This window comes from Streptomyces sp. NPDC046862, from assembly GCF_040704615.1.
Taxonomy (GTDB): domain Bacteria; phylum Actinomycetota; class Actinomycetes; order Streptomycetales; family Streptomycetaceae; genus Streptomyces.
In genome coordinates this window covers 1-21,449 of the sequence record NZ_JBEYXP010000072.1, presented here as the reverse complement: position 1 = coordinate 21,449, position 21,449 = coordinate 1, and the positions used below count along the sequence as shown (strand labels likewise).

The window sequence follows — 21,449 nt, the reverse complement described above, 5'->3', positions numbered from 1 at the left end:
CCCACCGGCGTGCCACCCTGGACCCATGCCCGAAGGAGACACCGTCTGGCAGGCCGCGAGACGGCTGCACAGCGCCCTCGCGGGCCACGTGCTGACCCGCTTCGACCTCCGGGTGCCGAGGAACGCGACAGCCGATCTCACCGGCCGCACCGTCCTGGACGTCACACCGCGCGGCAAGCACCTCCTCACCCGCGTCGAGGGCGGCCTGACCCTGCACTCGCATCTGCGGATGGACGGCTCGTGGAAGGTGTACGCGACCGGCCGGCGCTGGACCGGCGGTCCCGCACACCAGATCCGGGCCGTCCTCGGCACGGCCGGCCACACGGCCGTCGGCTACCGCCTCCCCGTGCTGGAACTGCTCCGCACCTCGGAGGAGGACCGGGCCGTCGGCCACCTCGGCCCCGACCTCCTCGGCCCGGACTGGGACCCCGACCGGGCTCTCGCCAACCTCCTGGGCGACCCGGCCCGCCCCCTCGGCGAGACCCTCCTCGACCAGCGCAACCTCGCCGGTATCGGCAACGTGTACAAGAGCGAGCTCTGCTTCCTGCTCGGGGCGACCCCGTGGCTCCCCGTCGGCGAGCTCCCCGAGGACCGCGCGGCCAAGCTCCCCGCACTCGCCCAGAAGCTCCTGGAGGTCAACCGCGACCGCCCGGTCCGCGTCACCACGGGCCGCCGCGACCAGAGCCACTTCGTGTACGGCCGCGCTCCCCGCCCCTGCCTGCGCTGCCGCACTCCCGTCCGTTCGGCGAACCAGGGCGACGGCTCCCGCGAGCGCCCCACCTACTGGTGCCCCGCCTGCCAGACGGGCCCGGCCCCGGCTCCGGGCACCCGCGCGGCCGGACCGACCCGGCGCCGTACAGCCCGTTGACGGCCCGGCCAAGCGCGAAGCGGCCAAGCACGGACTGGGCAAGCGCGGATCGGCCACCAAGTGCGGACCCATCAATTGACGGGCCGTCAGAATTCCTCGTACGGTCGTCTCATGCCCGTCACGGCGTACGACCTCACCGGACGCACCGCATTCGTCACCGGCGCCGGCAGCGGTATCGGGCGCGCCTGCGCCGTGCTGCTCGCCGAGGCGGGCGCGACCGTGCACTGCGCGGACCGCGACGCCCAAGGGCTGCACGAGACCGCCACCGTCATCAAGGGCGCGGGCGGCACCGCGCACACCCACCACCTCGACGTCACCGACCGCGAACAGCTCCGCCGGGCCGTGGCGGGCTGTGAGCGGCTCGACGTGATGGCGGCGGTCGCCGGGATCATGCACAGCAGCCCGGTCCTGGAGACCCGCGACGAGGACCTCGACCGGGTGTGGGGCGTCAACTTCAAGGGCGTGCTGTACGCCTGCCAGGAGGCGGCCCGCCTCATGATCGAGGGCGGGACCCGGGGAAGCATCGTCACCATGGCCTCGGGCGCCGTCGACACCGGCGGCCCCGGCCTGCTCTGTTACGGCGTGGCGAAGGCGGCGGTCGTCCAGCTGACGAAGACCCTGGCGACCGAGGTCGGCCCGCACGGCATCCGCGTCAACGCGGTGGCACCGGGCTGGATCAGGACGCCCATGACGGACCGCCACGACGACGAGGCGCAGGCGCGCACGGAAAAGGTCATGGCGCGGCTCTCGCCCCTGGACCGGGTCGGCGAACCGGACGAGATCGCGCACGCCGTCCTGCACCTGGCCTCCGACGCGTCGTCGTTCACGACGGGCCAGATACTCCGGCCGAACGGCGGGGTGGCGATGCCCTGGTGACGTCGGAGACGGACGCGTGCGGCGGTTGGGGCGGCTGGGGCGGAGGCAGACGATGCCGGTTCCCGGAGTTCGCCCGCGCCGGTCCCCAACCGATCGCGGGCCACCGGGCCTCACGTCATCGCCGCTCCGCCCCAGCCGTCTCCCCCACCCCCGTCGGCCCTGGCTCCCCTGTCGGGGCCGACGCCCCCTCCTGCGGCCCGCTCTCCCCCTTCTCGGGCCCGCTCGCCTCCTCCTTGGGCCTTCTCGCCCCCTTCGGCACACAGTGCACCGGCAGCAGGCTCAGCCCCCACCCCCCGGCCGCTATGGCCGCCTCCACCGGACCCGCGTCCGGCGCCAGGGCGAGCCGCAGCACGCCCCACCACCACAGCGCCCCGAGCCCCAGTGCCGCCCCCCAGCGCCACCCGCGCCCCCAGCGCACTGTCCGCATGGCCGCCACCTCCAGGCCGCCCCGGCAACCCGGGGCCGTTCCACGCCCCCCGGCCCGACGCTAGACGCTAGGCCGCCGGCCGCACCGCTCGGCAGGGCGCACCCCCGGCACAGGGGCGCACCGCACTCGCATGGACAACGCCCAGCCCCCGGACCCGGCGCACTCCCCTCGCTGTGACACGGCGCTCGCACCACACGGGGCGCACACCACCCGCGCACGCACGCACACGCCACCTCGAGCGCGCCCCGCCCACCGAGGCCGCCCGAGACCGCCTCCGGCCCTCCCCTGTCACCCGTGCTCCGCCTGGAACATCCAGTGGTGCTTCTCGAGATCCGCGGTGATCCCGATGAAGATGTCCTGGCTCACCGGGTCGGGGTCCGCGGTGGACTTCACCCGTTCCCGCATCCGTGTGATGACCGCGCCCAGCGCGTCCACGAGCGTTCCCACCGCGTCCGTGTCCTTGACCCAGCCGTCGGGGGCCTTGCCGATGCCGCTGGTGCCGGAGACCGTGCCGGCCCGCCCGTCGGGAGAGACGCCCAGGGTCGCGGCCCGTTCCGCCACCGTGTCGGAATGCGTCCGGGCGGTGGCCACGACGTCGTCGAGCTGGAGGTGGATGGAGCGGAAACGCGGCCCGATCACGTTCCAGTGGATCTGCTTGGCCACCAGGGAGAGGTCGACCAGATCGACCAGGGCACCCTGCAGCGCCTCGGACACGGTCTTGAGGTCGGCCTCCGGCAGCGGGCTCTTCACGACGTACATGGGCATGCTCCGAATCCCTCCGTCGCGAACCCGCGCGCGGAGAATCGTCCGTACGGCCCCGAGCCCCCGCCTCCTCCACGATGACCGCCCCGCCCGGCACCGGCAAACGGGGAGACACCGGGAACGCGGGGAGACACGAGAGCCCAGACGTGAAAGACGAAACACGAGAGCCCCGGCCGACGCTCCTCCAGGTCTTCCTGGAGGAGCCGACCGGGGCTCTCGCCCACATCACCTCACGACGGGCCTCGGCCCGGTACGTGAGTCACGTGCGTCACACCGCGCGCACGCTCACGCGGCGACGACGTCCACCGCCTCGGCGGGCGCCTTGATCGTGACCCGTTCCGGTGGCACGCCGGTCACCGACACGGAATTGAGCATGGGTCGACGCACTGGTGCGGGCACCGGCTCGGCGGCCGCTGCCGACTGGGCCAGCTCGGCGAGTGCGAGCTCGTCGCTCACTTCCCGCATGAGCTCGGACATCCGTACGTCAAGCGCGTCGCAAATGGCGGAGAGCAGCTCGGAGGAAGCCTCCTTCTGCCCCCGCTCCACCTCGGAGAGATAGCCGAGTGAGACTCGGGCGGACGAGGAGACTTCGCGCAGAGTACGGCCCTGGCGCTGGCGCTGCCGACGCAGCACGTCACCCAGCAGGCGACGGAGCAGAATCATCGGTGGCTCCCTCCTCGGACCGCGTAGCCGCATCCTTCACGCCCCACCGTACCGCCTTGCGCCGCGGCCGTGCGGGGAGCGCTGTCGTGTTCACTCAGGGCTGCAAACATCAAGTCCCCCCGTTCTGTTCCGTATCCTGTGCCCGCTCATTCCCGGTCTGTTCGCCCGCAACCTCCTTCAGGAGGAGTGCGAGTACGCTCCGTACACTCTCCATACGGATTTCCGCCCGGTCGCCGTTCAACCGCAGCGCAGCCACTTTCCCGCCAACTGGACAGTCGGAATCCGCGCCGAACGGCCCGTCGACGGCAACGAAAACCGTGCCCACCGGCTGGCCGTCCTGGGGTTCGGGGCCCGCGACACCGGTGGTCGCGACGCCCCAGTCCGCGCCGAGCGCCTTGCGCACTCCGGCCGCCATCTGGGCCGCAACCTGCGGATTCACCGCTCCGTGCGCCGCGAGCAGGTGGGCGTCCACGCCGAGCACCTCGTGCTTGAGCTCGGTGGCGTAGGCGGTCACCGAGCCGCGGAAGACCTTGGAGGCTCCGGGCGCCGCTGTGATTTCCGCCGCAACCAGACCACCGGTCAGCGACTCGGCGACAGCAAGGGTCTCTCCCCTCACTCCGAGTAGTCGCAGCACGTCGGCGGCCACGGAATTCACCGTTCCGCCTCCTTCGCCGCAGCCTTGCGCGCGGCGATTCCCTGCCCGCGCAGCACAATGGCCTGTTTCACGTAGTCGAGCCCGGTCACGACGGTCAGAACGACCGCCACAGCCATCATCCAGAACCGCAGTGTCGCCAGGGGCCCCGTCAGTGCCAGTACGTACATCCCGACGGCCGTGCCCTGCGCGAGCGTCTTCATCTTCCCGCCGCGGCTCGCGGGGATCACTCCGTAACGGATGACCAGGAAACGCAGCAGGGTGATCCCGAGTTCCCTGCCGAGGATGACGCCCGTCACCCACCACGGCAGATCGCCCAGGCCGGACAGGCAGATCAGCGCCGCTCCCATGATCGCCTTGTCGGCGATGGGGTCGGCGATCTTCCCGAAGTCGGTGACGAGGTCGTACGTGCGCGCCAGATGACCGTCGAAGACATCGGTGATCATGGCGACGGCGAACGCGGCCCAGGCCCAGGCACGCCACACCGGGTCGTACCCGCCGTCCATGAGCATCAGCGCGACGAAGCCCGGCACGAGGACCAGGCGGAGCATGGTCAGGATGTTCGCGATGTTCCAGATGCTGGCCTGGTTGACGGCAGCAGTGCCCAGCTTCCCGCCACGCGCCGGCTTGGCGCCGCTCTGGGCGCCCGGGGCGCCGGCGGAACCGCCCGCCGCGGATGCCGGGACTCCCGTCATCTGGCCGCCTCCTCACCACACCCGAGCGGGCCCAGGAGCGGCTCCGCCACCAGGTCGACGCCCTCCGTGCCGACCACCTTCGCCTCGACCATAAGGCCGACACTCAAACCCTCGCCGGTCGTGAACAGCACTTGGCCGTCCGTCTCGGGAGCCTGGTGCGCACCGCGGCCGTACGCGCCGTCCTCGTCGTCGACCGACTCGACCAGCACCTGGACCGTCTCGCCGACCCGGTCCTCGGCGCGCTGCGAGACCAGCTCCTCGGCCAGCCGGGACACCCGGGCGAGCCGCTCGGCGACCACGTCCTCGTCCAGCTTGTTCTCGTACGTCGCGGCCTCGGTGCCCTCCTCGTCGGAGTACCCGAAGACGCCGATCGCGTCCAGCCGCGCACCGCTCAGGAACCGCTCCAGCTCCTCCAGGTCGTCCTCGGTCTCGCCGGGGAAGCCCACGATGAAGTTGGACCGCACACCGGCCTGCGGGGCCTTGGCGCGGATCGTGTCGAGCAGCTCCAGGAACTGGTCGGTGCTCCCGAAGCGCCGCATCGCGCGCAGCACACCGGGCGCGGAGTGCTGGAAGGACAGGTCGAAGTAGGGCGCCACCTTCGGTGTGGACGTCAGCACGTCGATGAGCCCGGGCCGCATCTCGGCCGGCTGGAGGTAGCTGACGCGCACCCGCTCGATGCCGTCGACCTCGGCGAGCTCGGGCAGCAGGGTCTCCAGGAGACGGATGTCACCCAGGTCCTTGCCGTAGGAGGTGTTGTTCTCGGAGACCAGCATGATCTCCTTCACACCCTGCTCGGCGAGCCACCGGGTCTCGCCGAGGACGTCGCTCGGCCGCCGCGAGATGAACGAGCCGCGGAACGACGGGATGGCGCAGAAGGAGCAGCGCCGGTCACAGCCGGAGGCGAGCTTCACCGAGGCGACGGGCGAGCCGTCGAGGCGGCGGCGCAGGGGCGCACGGGGGCCCGAGGCCGGAGCGAGACCTTCCGGAAGGTCGACGGGCGCGTGCCCGGGGAGCGCTACGTCCGCGCCCGCGCCCTGCCGCTCGGCGGGGCTGATGGGCAGCAGCTTGCGCCGGTCGCGCGGGGTGTGCGCGGCGTGGATGCCGCCGGACAGGATGGTCTGCAGGCGGTCGGAGATGTCCGCGTAGTCGTCGAAGCCGAGCACGCCGTCGGCCTCGGGCAGGGCCTCCGCCAGCTCCTTGCCGTACCGCTCGGCCATGCAGCCGACCGCCACGACGGCCTGGGTTCTGCCGTGGTCCTTGAGGTCGTTGGCCTCCAGGAGCGCGTCGACCGAGTCCTTCTTGGCGGCCTCGACGAAGCCACAGGTGTTGACCACGGCGACGTCGGCGTCCCCGGCGTCCTCGACGAGCTCCCAGCCGTCCGCCTCCAGGCGGCCTGCGAGCTCCTCCGAGTCCACCTCGTTACGGGCGCAGCCGAGAGTGACGAGTGCGACGGTACGGCGTTCAGGCATGCGCTCAAGACTACTTCGTCCCGCTGACACCCCACGTCGACGGGGTTGGCCGATCCCGGCCAACCCCGTGTTCTGTCGTCCCTGTCGGCTCGCCCCTGCGAACCGAGGCGCATCGGCTATCCGGCCTCGGGGTCGCCCTTCGTGTACGTCAGGCGTTCGACCGCGCCGGGCCGCCACTCGTCCTCGATCTTCTTGCCGTTCACGTACAGCTGGATCGCGCCCGCGTCACCGAGGACGAGGTCGACCTTCTCCTTGTCCTGGAAGGTCTTGGACTCGCCCTGCTGCAGGAGCCCGTCGAAGAGCAGCCGGCCGTTGTGGTCCTTGGCCGAGATCCAGCTGCGGCCGTCGTCGGCCCTGACCTGGACGGTCACCTTGTCCTGGGGCGCGGCCGCGATGGCGCTGTCCGACGCGTCGGGCTTCGGGTCGCCGTCGGACTTGTCGTTCTTGGGCGTGGGCGATCCGGGCTTGCTCGTCGTCGGCGTGGAACCCTCGGCGACCGCCGTCTTGTCGCCGTCGTCTCCGCCGTTGAACAGCGTGAAGCCGACGAAGCCGATCACCGCGACGATCGCGGCGACCATGGCCGCGGTCCAGTTGGGCCCGCGCCGCTCCGGACGGATGCGCTCCGCCTCGAACAGCGGGGCGGCAGGGGTGGGGGCGGGGCGCCCGCCGTGGTCGGCCTCGAACTGCGCGAGCAGCGGCGCGGGATCCATGCGCACCGCGCGCGCGAGCGTGCGGATGTGCCCGCGCGCGTAGACGTCACCGCCACAGGGAGCGAAGTCGTCCTGCTCGATGGCGTGCACGATGGAGATACGCACCCGGGTGGCGTTGCTGACGTCGTCGACGGTCAGCCCGGCGTCGATGCGCGCCTGTTGGAGGGCACGGCCGATCGAGATGCGTTCCGCCTCACGTTCGTCGCGGTCTTCTTCGAACAGACGCTCGTCTTCGGGGACGTTTCCGTCAGGGGAATTGCCGATGGACACGGGGGCGCCTTTCGAGCGTGTAGCCACCTGTGCTGGACGTTCAGTCTAGGGGGGGTACGAAAGGGTGGGGCAACCGGGCGGTAGGACTTTGTACGCCATCGGAATGGCCGGACATCCTGAGGGTGAGGCACATAGCTGTCGCCTCCCTCAACTTGACGTACGCCGACGGGAAACGGTTGCTCGCCATTTCCTTACGGGTGAGTCACGTTCGATTACCTCGTTTGCAGTGCATCACTCGTGAACAGTCTTCCCGGCGACCGGTCTCCCTAGCCGTCGGACTCCCCACGAATCACCGCGAGCACCCCGTCCAACTCGTCGGCCTTCACCAGGACGTCACGCGCCTTGGAGCCCTCGCTCGGGCCCACGATGTTGCGCGACTCCATGAGGTCCATCAGCCGCCCGGCCTTGGCGAAGCCCACGCGCAGTTTGCGCTGGAGCATCGAGGTCGACCCGAACTGCGTGGTGACGACCAGTTCGGCCGCCTGGCACAGCAGGTCGAGGTCGTCGCCGATGTCCTCGTCGATCTCCTTCTTCTGCTTGGTGCCCACGGTGACGTCGTCCCGGAAGACGGGCGTCATCTGGTCCTTGCAGTGCTGGACGACGGCCGCGACCTCGTCCTCGGTCACGAACGCGCCCTGCATACGGGTCGGCTTGCTCGCCCCCATCGGCAGGAAGAGCCCGTCGCCCTTGCCGATGAGTTTCTCGGCGCCCGGCTGGTCGAGGATGACGCGCGAGTCGGCGAGCGAGGAGGTGGCGAACGCGAGCCGCGAGGGCACGTTCGCCTTGATCAGGCCCGTCACGACGTCGACCGAGGGCCGCTGCGTGGCGAGCACCAGGTGGATGCCGGCCGCGCGCGCGAGCTGGGTGATGCGCACGATGGCGTCCTCGACGTCCCGTGGCGCCACCATCATCAGGTCGGCCAGCTCGTCGACGATGACCAGCAGGTACGGGTACGCCTGGAGCTCGCGCTCGCTGCCTTCGGGCGTCTTGAGTTTGCCACTGCGCACGGCCTGGTTGAAGTCGTCGATGTGCCGGTAGCCGTACGCGGCGAGGTCGTCGTACCTGAGGTCCATCTCCCGTACGACCCACTGGAGCGCCTCGGCGGCCCGCTTGGGGTTCGTGATGATCGGCGTGATCAGGTGCGGGATGCCCTCGTAGGCGGTCAGTTCGACGCGCTTGGGGTCGACGAGGACCATACGGACGTCCTCGGGAGTGGCGCGCACCATGACGGACGTGATGAGGCAGTTGATGCAGGACGACTTGCCGGAACCGGTGGCACCGGCGACGAGGACGTGCGGCATCTTCGCCAGGTTGGCCATCACGTAGCCGCCCTCGACGTCCTTGCCGAGCGCGACCAGCATCGGATGGTCGTCCTCGGCCGCGTCCGCCAGGCGCAGCACGTCACCGAGATTGACCATCTCCCGGTCGGTGTTGGGAATCTCGATGCCGACCGCGGACTTGCCGGGGATCGGCGAGATGATCCGCACGTCGGGGCTGGCGACGGCGTACGCGATGTTCTTCGTCAGCGCGGTGATCCGCTCGACCTTCACGGCGGGGCCGAGCTCGACCTCGTAGCGCGTGACCGTCGGCCCGCGCGTGAAGCCGGTGACGCCGGCGTCGACCTTGAACTCGGTGAACACGGTGGTCAGGGACTCGACTATGGCGTCGTTGGCCGCGCTGCGGGCCTTTCCGGGGCCCCCGCGCTCCAGGAGGTCGAGTGAGGGCAGGGAGTAGGTGATGTCGCCGGACAGCTGGAGCTGTTCGGCACGCGGCGGAAGGTCGCGGGTCTCGGCGGGCGGCGCCTTGGTGAGGTCGGCGACCTCCGCCTTCAGCTTCTCCTGCTTGGGCGGCTTGGCGGCCTGCTTGGACGCCTCCTTGGACCCCTTGGAGCGCGAGGCCGGAATGGGCGTCGTCTCCTCGTAGCCGTCGCGTTCGACGGTGACGCCCTGGGTGAGGTCGGCGACGAGCGGCGAGGGCGGCATGCCGTGCAGGACGGCACCGTCGAGCGCTGCCGCGGCGGCCGCGGCGACGTCCACGGCGTCCAGGGGCCGGTCGGGCTCGGGCTGGGGCGTGGCGGACCGCCGGGGGCGCCCACGGCGCTGCGAGAGGGCCTCCTGCTCGGCGTCGTCCGGGTCGTACGCCTCAGGGGCGGACCTGCGGCCGCGGGAGCGCGGCGGCAGCGACTCGCGCCACTGGTCGTCGTAGCGCTGGTCGTCCTCGGGGAATTCCTCGACGGCGCGGTCCTGGACGATGCCCAGCTTCCGGCCGAGCAGCCGAAGCCGCTGGGGGATGGCGTTGACCGGCGTCGCCGTGACGACGAGCAGGCCGAAGATCGTGAGCAGCACGAGGAGCGGTACGGCGAGGACCTCGCCCATCGTGTACGTGAGGGGTGTGGCCGCGCCCCAGCCGATGAGCCCGCCGGCGTCCCTGATCGCCTGCATGCCGTCGCTGCGCGCGGGCGCCCCGCACGCGAGGTGGACCTGGCCGAGCACGCCGATGAGGAGCGCGGACAGGCCGATGACGATGCGGCCGTTGGCCTCCGGCTTCTCGGGGTGCCGGATGAATCGGACGGCGATCGCCGCGAGCACGAGCGGCACGATCAGGTCGAGCCGCCCGAAGGCACCGGTGACGAGCATCTCCACGAGGTCGCCGACCGGGCCCCGCAGGTTGGACCAGGTGCCGGCGGCGACGATCAGGGCCAGGGCGAGCAGCAGCAGCGCGATCCCGTCCTTCCTGTGCGCCGGGTCGAGATTCCGCGCGCCCTGCCCTATGCCTCGGAACACGGCGCCGACCGCGTGCGCGGCACCGAGCCAGACGGCGCGCACAAGCCTGTACACGCCTCCGGTCGGGCTGGGCGCGGGCTTCGGAGGGGCCGCCTTCTTCGTCGCGGCCTTCTTGGCGGGCGCCCTCTTCGCCGCGGTCTTCTTCGCAGGGGCCTTCTTCGCCGCAGCCTTCGACGGAGCAGCCGCCTTCTTGGCGGGCTTCTTGGCTGCGGGCTGACGTGGGGCCATGAGTGTGAGGTTACCGGTGGAGACCACAGCGGACACGTGTGGTTTGTGCTTCACCCGTTCGTGTCGCCCTCGCAGGGGCGTCAAACTGACGTGGCCGGGGAGAAGGCTGACGGCTCCTCACGACTGTTGGGCCGCCTGGCAGACCTGGCCAGGCACATCCAGCCCGTCCGGCGCTTACGGACGAGGCCCACATCGGTCTGGGGGCGGAGCCCCCAGGGACGGGACGGGTAGGGACGGCGGGGGCGAGAACCTCAGGCCCCAGCCCCGACCCCGCCCGAGCAAAGAGTCACCGAACCCACACAGGCCCCGCTCAGTTCTGCGACGGCAACGAGGCCGCCCCGCTCCCCGCCCCGGGCTCCAACGCGTCCAGCGCCCTGCGCAGTCCCGTCAGTTTGCGTTCGAGATGAGCCGCGGTCGCCACCGCCGCGGCATCCGCCGACTCGTCGTCGAGCTGCTTCGACAACGCCTCGGCCTGCTCCTCGACCGCCGCGAGCCGCGCGGAGAGCTCCGCGAGGAGCCCGACCGGCTCCTTGCCCTCTCCGACCGCCGACTTGCCGCCACCCTCCAACTGCAGCCGCAACAGGGCCGCTTGCTCCCGGAGCTGGCAGTTCTTCATGTACAGCTCGACGAACACGGACACCTTCGCCCGCAGCACCCACGGGTCGAACGGCTTGGAGATGTAGTCCACCGCACCCGCCGCGTACCCGCGGAAGGTGTGATGCGGACCGTGGTTGATGGCGGTGAGGAAGATGATCGGGATGTCCCGGGTCCGTTCTCGCCGCTTGATGTGCGCAGCGGTTTCGAATCCGTCCATACCCGGCATCTGGACGTCCAGCAGAATGACCGCGAAGTCGTCCGTCAGCAGCGCTTTGAGCGCTTCCTCCCCGGACGATGCCCGCACCAGCGTCTGATCGAGCGCAGAGAGAATGGCCTCCAGCGCCAGCAGATTCTCCGGCCGGTCATCGACCAGGAGGATCTTGGCCTTCTGCACCATGGCCCGCCCTCCTCGCCCCGGCGTGGGGCCTCCCCTGTCCTCAGGACTTGGGACGACACCGCCGGGCGTCGCCCCAGGGGACGACTCCCTTGCGCCGTCCGTCCTTGTGCCGGTCATGGTAGCCGCACCCCGCCCGTCGCCACACCCTGTCACCGCGATGTCACTGTGCACGTAGCAGAAACGTAGCGGGAGACCAGAAGGTTCCCCGAATCCCGATCCTCTACACGACCACCGCCACGGTCAGTTATGCGATTTCGGGTATACGAAGAGGCACACGGAGGCGGCGACTCACCACCCCCGGCGCGCCGGTCACCGGCGCGCACCCACAGCATCCGGACACTCACTCGGCACGCATCCACTCATCCATGACCGCGAGCAGGTGATCGGGGTCGACGGGCTTCGTGACGTAGTCCGAGGCACCCGACTCGATGGCCTTCTCGCGGTCTCCCTTCATCGCCTTGGCGGTCAGCGCGATGATCGGCAGGCCGGCGAACTGGGGCATCCGGCGGATCGCCGTCGTCGTCGCGTACCCGTCCATCTCCGGCATCATGATGTCCATCAGGACCACCGCCACGTCGTCGTGCTGCTCCAGGACCTCGATGCCCTCGCGGCCGTTCTCGGCGTACAGCACCGACAGGCCGTGCTGCTCCAGGACGCTGGTCAGCGCGAACACGTTGCGGATGTCGTCGTCGACGATCAGTACCTTCTCGCTGGCGAACCGGATGCTCTCCCGCGGGTGCGCGGCGGCCTCCTGTCCGTTGGCCGTCCACTGCTCCTGTCCCGGGGCCGCGTGCAGGGGCCGCGGTTCGGCCGCCGGCAGCGCCCTGCGGCGCCGCCTGAAGAGCGCCGCGGGCCCGTTCTGGGTCGCGTGGTACGACCTCACCTCGGCCGGCGTCTCGATGTTCGGCACGGACAGCTCCTCCGTCGCGGACGCCACCAGGTCGCCGGGATCGATCATCGCGGCCGCGGGCTGCGTGTACCCCTGCGGCGGCAGTTCACTCGGGTGCAGCGGCAAATACAGCGTGAAGGTGGAGCCGCGTCCGGGCTCGCTCTGGGCGTGGATCTCACCGCCCAGCAGGCGCGCGATCTCCCGCGAGATGGACAGCCCCAGACCCGTACCGCCGTACTTGCGGCTCGTGGTCCCGTCGGCCTGCTTGAAGGCGTCGAAGATCACCCGCATCTTGCTGGCCGCGATACCGATGCCGGTGTCGGTCACGGAGAACGCGATCAGGTCGGCGTCCGCGTCCCGCAGCGAGCCGGCCTCCAGCAACTGCTCCCGGATGGCCACCGGGACGTCCGCGCTCGCGGGCCGGATGACCAGCTCGACCGCCCCCGTGTCGGTGAACTTGACCGCGTTGGACAGCAGGTTGCGCAGCACCTGAAGGAGCCGCTGCTCGTCGGTGTGCAGCGTGGCGGGCAGCTCCGGCGACACCCGTACGGAGAAGTCGATGCCCTTCTCCGCGGTGAGCGGTCGGAAGGTGGCCTCCACGTAGTCGACGAGCTGGACGAGCGCGATGCGTGTCGGGGAGACGTCCATCTTGCCCGCCTCGACCTTGGACAGGTCGAGGATGTCGTTGATCAGCTGGAGCAGGTCCGAGCCGGCGCCGTGGATCGTCTCGGCGAACTCGACCTGCTTCGGCGTGAGGTTCGACTCGGCGTTGTCGGCGAGGAGCTTGGCGAGGATCAGCAGCGAGTTGAGCGGGGTGCGCAGCTCGTGCGACATGTTCGCCAGGAACTCGCTCTTGTAGCGCATGGAGACGGCGAGTTGTTCGGCGCGCTCCTCCAGGACCTGCCGCGCCTCCTCGATCTCGGTGTTCTTGACCTCGATGTCGCGGTTCTGCCGGGCCAGCAGCGCCGCCTTGTCCTCCAGCTCGGCGTTGGACGCCTGCAGGGCCTTCTGCCGCTGCTCCAGCTCCTCCGAGCGCAGCCGCAGCTGCTCGGTCAGCTCCTGCGACTGCTTCAGCAGCACCTCGGTCTTGGTGTTGACCGAGATCGTGTTGACGCTCGTCGCGATCATCTCGGCGATCTGGTTGAGGAAGTCCTTCTGGATCTGCGTGAACGGCGTGAAGGACGCCAGCTCGATGACTCCGAGGACGGTCCCCTCGAAGAGCACCGGAAGCACGATGACCTGAGCCGGGGGCGCCTCGCCGAGCCCGGAGGAGATCTTCAGGTAGCCGCTCGGCGCGTTCTCCACCAGGATCGTGCGCCGCTCCGTCGCGGCCGTCCCGATGAGCGCCTCACCGGGCCGGAACGACGTCGGCATGGAGCCCATGGAGTAGCCGTACGACCCGAGCATGCGCAGCTCGTACGCCTCGTCGTCGTCCGTGCCCCGGTCCCTGCTGTCGACCATCGGCATGGAGAGGAAGAACGCGCCGTGCTGCGCGGAGACGACGGGCGTGAGCTCGCTCATGATCAGCGAGGCCACGTCCGCGAGATCGCGGCGGCCCTGCATGAGGGCGGAGATACGGGCGAGGTTGCCCTTGAGCCAGTCCTGCTCCTTGTTGGCGATCGTGGTGTCGCGCAGGTTGGCGATCATCTTGTTGATGTAGTCCTGAAGCTCCTGGATCTCGCCGGAGGCGTCCACGTCGATCTTCAGGTTGAGGTCGCCGCGGGTCACCGCGGTGGCCACACGCGCGATGGCGCGCACCTGCCGGGTCAGGTTCCCGGCCATCTCGTTCACCGACTCGGTGAGGTCGCGCCAGGTGCCGTCGACGTCCCGCACGCGCGCCTGGCCGCCCAGCTGCCCCTCGGTGCCCACCTCGCGGGCGACTCGGGTGACCTCCTCGGCGAAGGACGACAGCTGGTCGACCATCGTGTTGATCGTGGTCTTGAGCTCCAGGATCTCGCCACGCGCGTCGATGTCGATCTTCTTGGTCAGGTCACCCTTGGCGATGGCCGTCGTGACCATGGCGATGTTGCGCACCTGGCCGGTCAGGTTGGACGCCATGCCGTTCACGGACTCGGTGAGGTCCTTCCACGTACCCGAGACGCCCGGTACGCGCGCCTGGCCGCCGAGGATGCCGTCGGTGCCCACCTCGCGTGCCACCCGGGTCACCTGGTCGGCGAACGAGCTCAGGGTCTTCACCATCGTGTTGACGGTGTCGGCGAGCTGGGCGACCTCGCCGCTCGCCTCGACGGTGACCTTCTTGGTGAGGTCACCGTTGGCGACCGCCGTGGCGACCTGGGAGATGTTGCGCACCTGGCCGGTCAGGTTGTTGGCCATGACGTTGACGTTGTCCGTCAGGTCCTTCCAGATGCCCGAGACGCCGGGCACCCGGGCCTGACCGCCCAGCTGGCCTTCCGTGCCCACCTCACGGGCCACGCGGGTCACCTGCTCGGCGAAGTTCGACAGCTGGTCGACCATGGTGTTGACCGTCGTGACGAGTTCGAGGATCTCGCCCTTCGCGTCGACCGTGATCTTCTTCGACAGGTCACCGTTGGCCACCGCCGTCGTGACCTCGGCGATGTTGCGCACCTGCATGGTCAGGTTGTTGGCCATGCCGTTCACGGACTGCGTGAGGTCCTTCCAGGTGCCGGAGACACCCTGGACCTCGGCCTGCCCGCCGAGGATGCCCTCCGTACCCACCTCGCGGGACACCCGCGTGACCTGCTCGGCGAAGTTCGACAGCTGGTCCACCATCGTGTTGAGGGTGTTCTTCAGCTCCAGGATCTCCCCGCGCGCGTCCACGTCGATCTTCTGCGACAGGTCACCCCGGGCCACCGCGGTCGCGACCTGCGCGATGTTGCGCACCTGGCCGGTCAGGTTGCCCGCCATGCCGTTCACGGACTCGGTGAGGTCCCGCCACACACCGGCGACCCCGGGCACCTGCGCCTGACCGCCCAGCCGGCCCTCCGTACCCACCTCGCGGGCCACCCGGGTCACCTGGTCGGCGAACGCGGAGAGCTGGTCCACCATCGTGTTGAGGGTGTTCTTCAGCTCCAGGATCTCCCCGCGCGCGTCCACGTCGATCTTCTGCGACAGGTCACCCCGGGCCACCGCGGTCGTCACCTGGGCGATCTGCCGCACCTGCGAGGTGAGGTTGCCCGCCATGAAGTTGACGGAGTCCGTGAGCTCCTTCCAGGTGCCGGAGACACCCTCCACGCGGGCCTGACCGCCCAGCCGGCCCTCGGTGCCCACGTCACGGGCCACGCGCGTGACCTCGGCACCGAAGGCGGAGAGCTGGTCCACCATCGTGTTCACGGTGTTCTTCAGCTGGAGCATCTCGCCGGACACGTCGACCGTGACCTTCTGCGAGAGGTCGCCGTTGGCCACCGCCGTCGTCACCTGGGCGATGTTCCTCACCTGACCGGTGAGGTTGCGGAACGCCGTGTTGACGGAGTCCGTCAGGTCCTTCCACGTACCGGCCGCACCGGGCACCTGCGCCTGGCCGCCCAGCTCACCCTCGACGCCGATCTCCCGGGCCACGCGGGTGACCTCGGCACCGAACGCCGACAGCTGGTCCACCATCGTGTTGACGGTGTTCTTCAGCTCCAGCATCTCGCCGGCGACGTCGACGGTGACCTTCTGCGACAGGTCACCGTTCGCCACGGCCGTCGTCACGGCCGCGATGTCCCTCACCTGAGTGGTGAGGTTCCGGAACACGGTGTTGACGGAGTCCGTCAGGTCCTTCCACGTACCGGCCGCGCCCGGCACATTGGCCTGCCCGCCGAGCCGTCCCTCGGCACCGACCTCGTTGGCGACGCGCGTCACCTCGTCCGCGAACGTCCGCAGCGTCTCCGTCATCTGATTGATGGTCTCGGCGAGCTGCGCGACCTCGCCGCGTGCGCTCACCGTCACCTTCTGCGACAGATCGCCGTTGGCGACGGCTGTGGTCACCTGTGCGATTCCTCGCACCTGGGCCGTCAGATTGCCGGCCATAAGATTCACCGAATCGGTGAGGTCCTTCCACACCCCCGACACGCCGGGCACCTGCGCCTGGCCGCCGAGCTCCCCCTCGGTACCCACCTCGCGGGCCACCCGGGTCACCTCGGAGGAGAAGGAGGCGAGCTGATCCACCATCGTGTTGACGGTGTTCTTGAGCTCCAGCATCTCACCGGCTACATGAACCGTGACCTTCCGGGACAAGTCGCCCTTGGCCACCGCCGTCGTCACGAGCGCGATGTCCCGCACCTGCGCGGTCAGCCGGTACGCCATCGTGTTGACCGAGTCGGTGAGATCCTTCCATGAACCGGACATTCCACGCACGCGCGCCTGGCCGCCCAGCTTGCCCTCGGTACCGACCTCGCTGGCCACTCGGGTGACCTCGTCGGTGAACGTCGACAGCTGGTCCACCAGGTTGTTGACCGTGCGTCCGACCTTGAGGAACTCTCCTCGCAGGGGATGCCCGTTCCCGTCGGCGCCTTGCGATCGCAGCTCCATACGGGGCGACAGATCTCCGTCGGCCACCGCGGACAGCACCCGGCTGACCTCGGAAACGGGCCGTACGAGGTCGTCGACCAGCGCGTTGGAGTTGTCGATGGCGGCCGCCCACGAGCCCTCGCAGGCGCCCGTCTCCAGCCGCTCGGTGAGCTTGCCCTCACGCCCCACCACGCGCCGTACGCGCGCCAACTCCCCCGTCAGCTGCAGGTTTCGGTCGGCGACTTCGTTGAAGACGGCGGCGATCTCCGCCATGACGTCGTCACCGGTGACCGTCAGCCGTTTGCGGAAGTTCCCGTCACGCATCGACTGCAGGGCCGACAGCAGCTTGTGCAAGGACGCCGTGTCCACCGCTGTGGTACCGCCGTTGCGCGACGAGCGCTGCTTACTCGGGGACTGTCCGCCTTTCGCGCGCGTCTTAGTGCCCCGCGTCGCTGCGCCAGACTCCACTGTGTCCCTCCCGCAGGGGTCGACCGTTACTGCTCTGCGTGCTCGGGTACCACCCGGACTTCGAGGTACCGCTGCCTGCCCGATATACCAGGGACGGCTGGGTGCTGCTGCCCGGTGTGCACCGAGGCACCCCACCTGCCCTGACCCTCCTTAGAAGCCTGCCCAGTGTTTCACCATGGCTGAACCAGGCCATAACAGTTCGGCAGCTTCGCACACGGTCCGCACACACTCTCCGGACGGAAACACAGCCGACCGGCATCCGCATGGACGGCGAAGGTAAGTAACCTTGCATGCGGCTGTCCAGCCATGCCGGCACATCCGGCCTGGGCGGTGGCACGAACACGAGCGGGCAGGCATCGGAGGGGCGGCCGCACCATGACCACCGGACTGCATCCCGGGGGCCCACCCCAGGATCCTCGGCCGACGGGGAACCAGCATCTGCCACGGCAGGAGCGGGTCGGCCGCAGGTTCTCGCATGTCTCCCCGCAGGTCCACCCGCACGTCGAGAACCGGACAAGGAGTTCTGTGATCACCGCGCGCGCGGCCGCCAGCTTCGAGCCCGTCGGGCGGTCGGTCGCGACCGCCCGGTCCTTCGTCCGAGACACCCTCCAGGGCTGGGGTTTCGCCGACATCGTCGACGACGCCGTGGTCCTGACCAGCGAGTTGGTCACCAACGCGGTGGTGCACGCGGGCACATCGGCGGACGTCCTGTGCCTGCGCAGCGACGACGGCGTACGCATCGAGGTCGCCGACAGATATCCCGAGCGCGAGATCCCTCTCCAGACCACACCCATCAACATGGGCAGCCCCGACCGCGAGGGCGGACGCGGCCTTCAGCTGTGCGCGGCACTGGCGGGGCGCTGGGGCGTCGAGTACACACCCACGCACAAGCAGGTGTGGTTCCAACTCGACCTGCCCGAACGCCCGGTGGGCACCCGCGCGGCCGGCCCCTCGCTCCCCGCCGACCTCCTCCCGCTCGCCGACGGCCGGGTCCGCGTCGCCGTGGTCCAGATCGACCGCACGGGCTCGATCGGCGCCTGGAACGAGGACGCCGAGGAACTCTTCGGGTACGCGGCCGAGCAGGTCATCGGCAAGCCCCTCACCGACCTCGCGGCCTGGCCGCACACCCCCGGCACCAGCACCGGCATCGCCGAGGCCCTCCAGCTGTCCCGCTGGGAGGGCAGTTACGGCATTCGCGGCGCCAGCGGCCGCGTGACCCCGGTCTACGCCTCGCACCTCCGCGTCCGCGACACCGACGGCGACCCCTCGACCGTCTGCCTTCTCGTACGTGACCACGAACGCGCCGTCCTCCAGACCCCCGTGCGCCTGTCGGCCTCCGACACGGCCACGTCGTCCGACGGACAGCCCACGGACCCCTTCGAAGTCTTCATCGGCTCCCCGGCCCCCGACGACCTGGACGGCCTCCTCCAGCGCACGGTCGAACGCGCACGCGACATGCTCGACGGCGACTCCGCCTTCCTGCTCCTCGCGACCGACGACGAAACGGAGTTGGAGGTCCGCGCCTCCACCGGCCTCCCCTCCGCCCGCCAGCGCTTCGCCCGCGTACCCGTCGAGGCGGGCCCCGGCCGCTACGGCTCGGCCCGCATGCCGGCGGTCCACGACGACCTCACGGCGGTCCCCGGCGCCGTACCGCTGCTCAGCGGCACCGGCATGCGCTCGGTCGTCACGGTCCCGCTCAAGGTCGAGGGCCGCCTCACCGGCTCCCTCGGCGTGGCGGCCGAGGGACCGGGCCGCTACTCCAACGAGGAGGCCCTGCGCCTCCAGTTCGCCGCCGACCGCATCGCCCTCGCCGTCGAGTCCGCCCGCCTGGGCGAACTGGAGCGCCTGCGCCGCGGCTCACTCAGCTTCCTCGTCGAGGCCTCGGACCTCCTCGCGGGCACCCTGGACCGCGACCAGACCCTGGCTCTGATGGCCCAGATGACGATCCCGACCCTCGCCACCTGGTGCGCGGTCTACACGATCGCCGACCAGGCCTCCGACCCCTATCTGTCCTACGTCCTCCACGAGGACGAGGAGCGCATCGACGGCATCAAGGCCCTCCTCTCCAAGATCTCCCCGCCGGACCCGATCCCCACCCCGGGCGCCCGCATCTGGTCCGCCCCCGCCGAGGCGGCCCACCAGGCGGCTCTGCGCACGTCGATGCGCAGCCTGGGCCTGGGCGAGCCCGCGACGGTGAGCTCGGGCATCGGCACGACACTCGCGACGGCCGCGGCGGTGGGCGGCGAGACCGTGGTCCTCCCGCTGGTGGCCCGCAACCGCGTGATCGGCATGCTGACGCTGGGCAAGCCGACGGACGAACACTTCCGCCAGGAGATCCTGGAACTGGCCGAGGACCTGTCCCGCCGGGCCGCCCTGGCCCTGGACAACGCCCGCCTGTACTCGGAGCGCACGGCCATCAGCCAGTCCCTCCAGCGCAGTCTCCTGCCCCCCGAGCTGCCGGAGGTGGACGGCGTCGAGGTCGAGGTCATCTACCGCGCGGCCGGCGAGGGCAACGAGGTCGGTGGTGACTTCTACGACCTCTTCCCGATCCGTGACGGCGCGTACGGCTTCGCCATCGGCGACGTCTGCGGTACGGGCCCTGAGGCGGCCGCGGTCACCGGCCTGGCCCGGCACGCCCTGCGCCTGCTGGCCAGGGAGGGCTTCGGCGGCCCCGCGGTCCTGGAGCGCCTGAACTCCGCCATCATCGACGAGGGCGCCCGCAGCCGCTTCCTGACGCTCCTGTACGGCGAGTTGTGGCCCCAGGAGGACGGCAGCGCCGTCCTGAAGGTCGTCTGCGCCGGGCATCCGCTCCCCCTCCGCCTGCGCCAGGACGGCTCGGTCGAACCGGCCGCCGAACCCCAGCCGCTGCTCGGCGTCATGGAGGACCTGGAGCTGTACGAGCAGACCGTCACCCTCGACCCCGGCGATGTCCTCCTTTGTGTGACGGACGGCGTCACCGAACGCCGCGAGGGCACGCGCATGTTGGGCGACGACGGCCTCACCGACGTCCTGACGACCTGCACGGGCCTGACGGCGGGCGCGGTGGCGGCCCGCATCATGCGCGCGGTCGAACGCTTCGCCTCCGACGCCCCGTCCGACGACATGGCGATCCTCGCGATGCGGGTGCCGGGCCTCCACAGGGACTGACCCACGAAAAAGGCCTCGTCCGTCAGGACGAGGCCTTTTGTCAGAGCTCAGAGCCCCCAAACGGAATCGAACCGTTGACCTTCTCCTTACCATGGAGACGCTCTACCGACTGAGCTATAGGGGCCTGTCGCCTTTTCGAGGTCTCCCTCGCGGCAACGCAATAGATCATACCCCGAACTGGTGAGTGCTCCGAACCAGCAGCCTCACCGGAAAGCGGGCTGCAGCAGCCCACCCAGCGCGTTGCAGGCGGAGACGACGCGCTGCACCTGGCGCTTGGTCAGCGAGCCGTCCACGGGCAGCGTCAACGTCTCGTCCGAGGCGATTTCGGTCTCCGGAAGGCAGACGTCCCGCCGGAACCCGGGCATGCGGTGCACCGGCGTCTTCACCGGCACCCTGCACTCGACTCCGCGACCCCGCAGGGCGCGTGCGAAGGCGTCACGGTCAGGCCGGCCATTACCGGGCACACGCACGACGTACTGCTGGAAGGTGTGCTCACCGCCACCGTCGGGGGTACGCACCCCGCGCAGCCGGCCGCTGAGATAGGCAGCGTGGGCCCTGCGCTGAGCGACCTCGTCGTACGGCCTCTCGGACTCGCCCTGTTCGAGCACCAACAGCCCGCGACGCTGGCCGACTTCGTGCAGCCGTCCGATGTCCGCGGACCGGCCGAAGCGGTGCACGACGATCACGGCCGCGGTGCGCTCGCTGACGGCAGCGTCGACGGCAGTGACGTCCAGGCAGTACGTACCCGGGTCTATGTCGGCGAACACCGGCATCGCACCGGCCAGTTGCACGGCCTCGGCGACCTCCACGTTCCCGAACGCCGGCACGATGACCTCGTCACCTACACCGATGCCTGCGGCTCTGAGCATTGCGGCTGTACCCATACTGCGGATGCTGGTGGCGCAACGTGAACACGAAGTAACGCGAAACAAAAAAGAGTCGGTCCCCGAACCGAAGTTCGGGGACCGACTCTTTCACAATTTGTTCGGCGGCGTCCTACTCTCCCACAGGGTCCCCCCTGCAGTACCATCGGCGCTGTAAGGCTTAGCTTCCGGGTTCGGAATGTAACCGGGCGTTT

Annotated in this window: 14 protein-coding genes, 1 tRNA gene and 1 rRNA gene; 3 read left to right on the top strand and 13 right to left on the bottom strand. The window is 70.0% G+C overall.

The annotated features are described in order from the left end of the window. Positions 1 to 25: 25 nt before the first annotated feature. Together AB0959_RS47180 and AB0959_RS47175 are read left to right on the top strand one after the other, a co-directional pair. On the top strand, positions 26 to 868 hold the full coding sequence (locus AB0959_RS47180) for a DNA-formamidopyrimidine glycosylase family protein (RefSeq protein WP_366833111.1): 843 nt from the start codon (positions 26 to 28) through the stop codon (positions 866 to 868). A 111-nt stretch (positions 869 to 979) separates the two neighbouring features. Beyond that, on the top strand, positions 980 to 1,744 hold the full coding sequence (locus AB0959_RS47175; protein ID WP_366833110.1) for an SDR family NAD(P)-dependent oxidoreductase: 765 nt from the start codon (positions 980 to 982) through the stop codon (positions 1,742 to 1,744). A gap of 115 nt (positions 1,745 to 1,859) precedes the next feature. On the opposite strand, the gene AB0959_RS47170 is transcribed toward AB0959_RS47175, so the two are convergent. The 10 genes from AB0959_RS47170 to AB0959_RS47125 form a co-directional block, all read right to left on the bottom strand. Continuing rightward, positions 1,860 to 2,171 carry a hypothetical protein gene (locus AB0959_RS47170; RefSeq protein WP_366833109.1) on the bottom strand — a complete coding sequence of 104 codons (312 nt, stop codon included), beginning with the start codon at positions 2,169 to 2,171 and terminating at the stop codon, positions 1,860 to 1,862. A gap of 288 nt (positions 2,172 to 2,459) precedes the next feature. Then, positions 2,460 to 2,930 carry a DNA starvation/stationary phase protection protein gene (locus tag AB0959_RS47165; RefSeq protein ID WP_366833134.1) on the bottom strand — a complete coding sequence of 157 codons (471 nt, stop codon included), beginning with the start codon at positions 2,928 to 2,930 and terminating at the stop codon, positions 2,460 to 2,462. A 288-nt stretch (positions 2,931 to 3,218) separates the two neighbouring features. Further along, complete coding sequence (locus tag AB0959_RS47160) at positions 3,219 to 3,596, bottom strand: helix-turn-helix transcriptional regulator (RefSeq protein WP_131568294.1); 378 nt, start codon at positions 3,594 to 3,596, stop codon at positions 3,219 to 3,221. Positions 3,597 to 3,705: 109 nt separating this feature from the next. Beyond that, positions 3,706 to 4,251, bottom strand: a complete 546-nt coding sequence (locus AB0959_RS47155; RefSeq protein ID WP_366833108.1) for a CinA family protein — start codon at positions 4,249 to 4,251, stop codon at positions 3,706 to 3,708. Beyond that, a complete protein-coding gene (pgsA, locus tag AB0959_RS47150) occupies positions 4,248 to 4,943 on the bottom strand; it encodes a CDP-diacylglycerol--glycerol-3-phosphate 3-phosphatidyltransferase (RefSeq protein ID WP_366833107.1) in 696 nt (231 codons plus the stop codon). Before pgsA ends, AB0959_RS47155 begins: the two co-directional genes overlap by 4 nt. Next, on the bottom strand, positions 4,940 to 6,412 hold the full coding sequence (gene rimO, locus AB0959_RS47145; protein ID WP_366833106.1) for a 30S ribosomal protein S12 methylthiotransferase RimO: 1,473 nt from the start codon (positions 6,410 to 6,412) through the stop codon (positions 4,940 to 4,942). Before rimO ends, pgsA begins: the two co-directional genes overlap by 4 nt. Before the next feature lie 116 nt (positions 6,413 to 6,528). Then, a complete protein-coding gene (locus AB0959_RS47140; protein ID WP_366833105.1) occupies positions 6,529 to 7,392 on the bottom strand; it encodes a helix-turn-helix domain-containing protein in 864 nt (287 codons plus the stop codon). A gap of 266 nt (positions 7,393 to 7,658) precedes the next feature. After that, positions 7,659 to 10,403, bottom strand: a complete 2,745-nt coding sequence (locus tag AB0959_RS47135; protein ID WP_366833104.1) for a DNA translocase FtsK — start codon at positions 10,401 to 10,403, stop codon at positions 7,659 to 7,661. A gap of 310 nt (positions 10,404 to 10,713) precedes the next feature. Then, positions 10,714 to 11,397: a response regulator gene (locus tag AB0959_RS47130; RefSeq protein WP_366833103.1), complete on the bottom strand. Its 684-nt coding sequence runs from the start codon at positions 11,395 to 11,397 to the stop codon at positions 10,714 to 10,716. Between the two features lie 340 nt (positions 11,398 to 11,737). Further along, complete coding sequence (locus tag AB0959_RS47125; protein ID WP_366833102.1) at positions 11,738 to 17,224, bottom strand: HAMP domain-containing protein; 5,487 nt, start codon at positions 17,222 to 17,224, stop codon at positions 11,738 to 11,740. A gap of 375 nt (positions 17,225 to 17,599) precedes the next feature. On the opposite strand from AB0959_RS47125, the gene AB0959_RS47120 reads away from it, so the two are divergent. After that, on the top strand, positions 17,600 to 20,371 hold the full coding sequence (locus tag AB0959_RS47120; protein ID WP_366833101.1) for a SpoIIE family protein phosphatase: 2,772 nt from the start codon (positions 17,600 to 17,602) through the stop codon (positions 20,369 to 20,371). A 51-nt stretch (positions 20,372 to 20,422) separates the two neighbouring features. Here AB0959_RS47120 and AB0959_RS47115 read toward each other — a convergent pair. The 3 genes from AB0959_RS47115 to rrf all read right to left on the bottom strand — a co-directional run. Continuing rightward, positions 20,423 to 20,495, bottom strand: a tRNA-Thr gene (locus AB0959_RS47115). A 79-nt stretch (positions 20,496 to 20,574) separates the two neighbouring features. Further along, the gene (locus AB0959_RS47110) at positions 20,575 to 21,240 is read right to left on the bottom strand and encodes a DegT/DnrJ/EryC1/StrS family aminotransferase (RefSeq protein WP_366833133.1); all 666 of its coding nucleotides are present in this window, start codon (positions 21,238 to 21,240) and stop codon (positions 20,575 to 20,577) included. 114 nt (positions 21,241 to 21,354) lie between these two features. Further along, a 5S ribosomal RNA gene (gene rrf / locus AB0959_RS47105) occupies positions 21,355 to 21,449 on the bottom strand; the annotation flags it as partial.

What these genes read in the sequence shown, in the direction of transcription:
- AB0959_RS47180 (WP_366833111.1), top strand. Translation starts at nt 26, where the DNA reads ATGCCCGAAGGAGACACCGTCTGGCAGGCCGCGAGACGGCTGCACAGC.
- AB0959_RS47175 (WP_366833110.1), top strand. Translation starts at nt 980, where the DNA reads ATGCCCGTCACGGCGTACGACCTCACCGGACGCACCGCATTCGTCACC.
- AB0959_RS47170 (WP_366833109.1), bottom strand. Translation starts at nt 2,171, where the DNA reads ATGCGGACAGTGCGCTGGGGGCGCGGGTGGCGCTGGGGGGCGGCACTG.
- AB0959_RS47165 (WP_366833134.1), bottom strand. Translation starts at nt 2,930, where the DNA reads ATGTACGTCGTGAAGAGCCCGCTGCCGGAGGCCGACCTCAAGACCGTG.
- AB0959_RS47160 (WP_131568294.1), bottom strand. Translation starts at nt 3,596, where the DNA reads ATGATTCTGCTCCGTCGCCTGCTGGGTGACGTGCTGCGTCGGCAGCGC.
- pgsA (WP_366833107.1), bottom strand. Translation starts at nt 4,943, where the DNA reads ATGACGGGAGTCCCGGCATCCGCGGCGGGCGGTTCCGCCGGCGCCCCG.
- rimO (WP_366833106.1), bottom strand. Translation starts at nt 6,412, where the DNA reads ATGCCTGAACGCCGTACCGTCGCACTCGTCACTCTCGGCTGCGCCCGT.
- AB0959_RS47135 (WP_366833104.1), bottom strand. Translation starts at nt 10,403, where the DNA reads ATGGCCCCACGTCAGCCCGCAGCCAAGAAGCCCGCCAAGAAGGCGGCT.
- AB0959_RS47130 (WP_366833103.1), bottom strand. Translation starts at nt 11,397, where the DNA reads ATGGTGCAGAAGGCCAAGATCCTCCTGGTCGATGACCGGCCGGAGAAT.
- AB0959_RS47120 (WP_366833101.1), top strand. Translation starts at nt 17,600, where the DNA reads ATGACCACCGGACTGCATCCCGGGGGCCCACCCCAGGATCCTCGGCCG.
- AB0959_RS47110 (WP_366833133.1), bottom strand. Translation starts at nt 21,240, where the DNA reads ATGCTCAGAGCCGCAGGCATCGGTGTAGGTGACGAGGTCATCGTGCCG.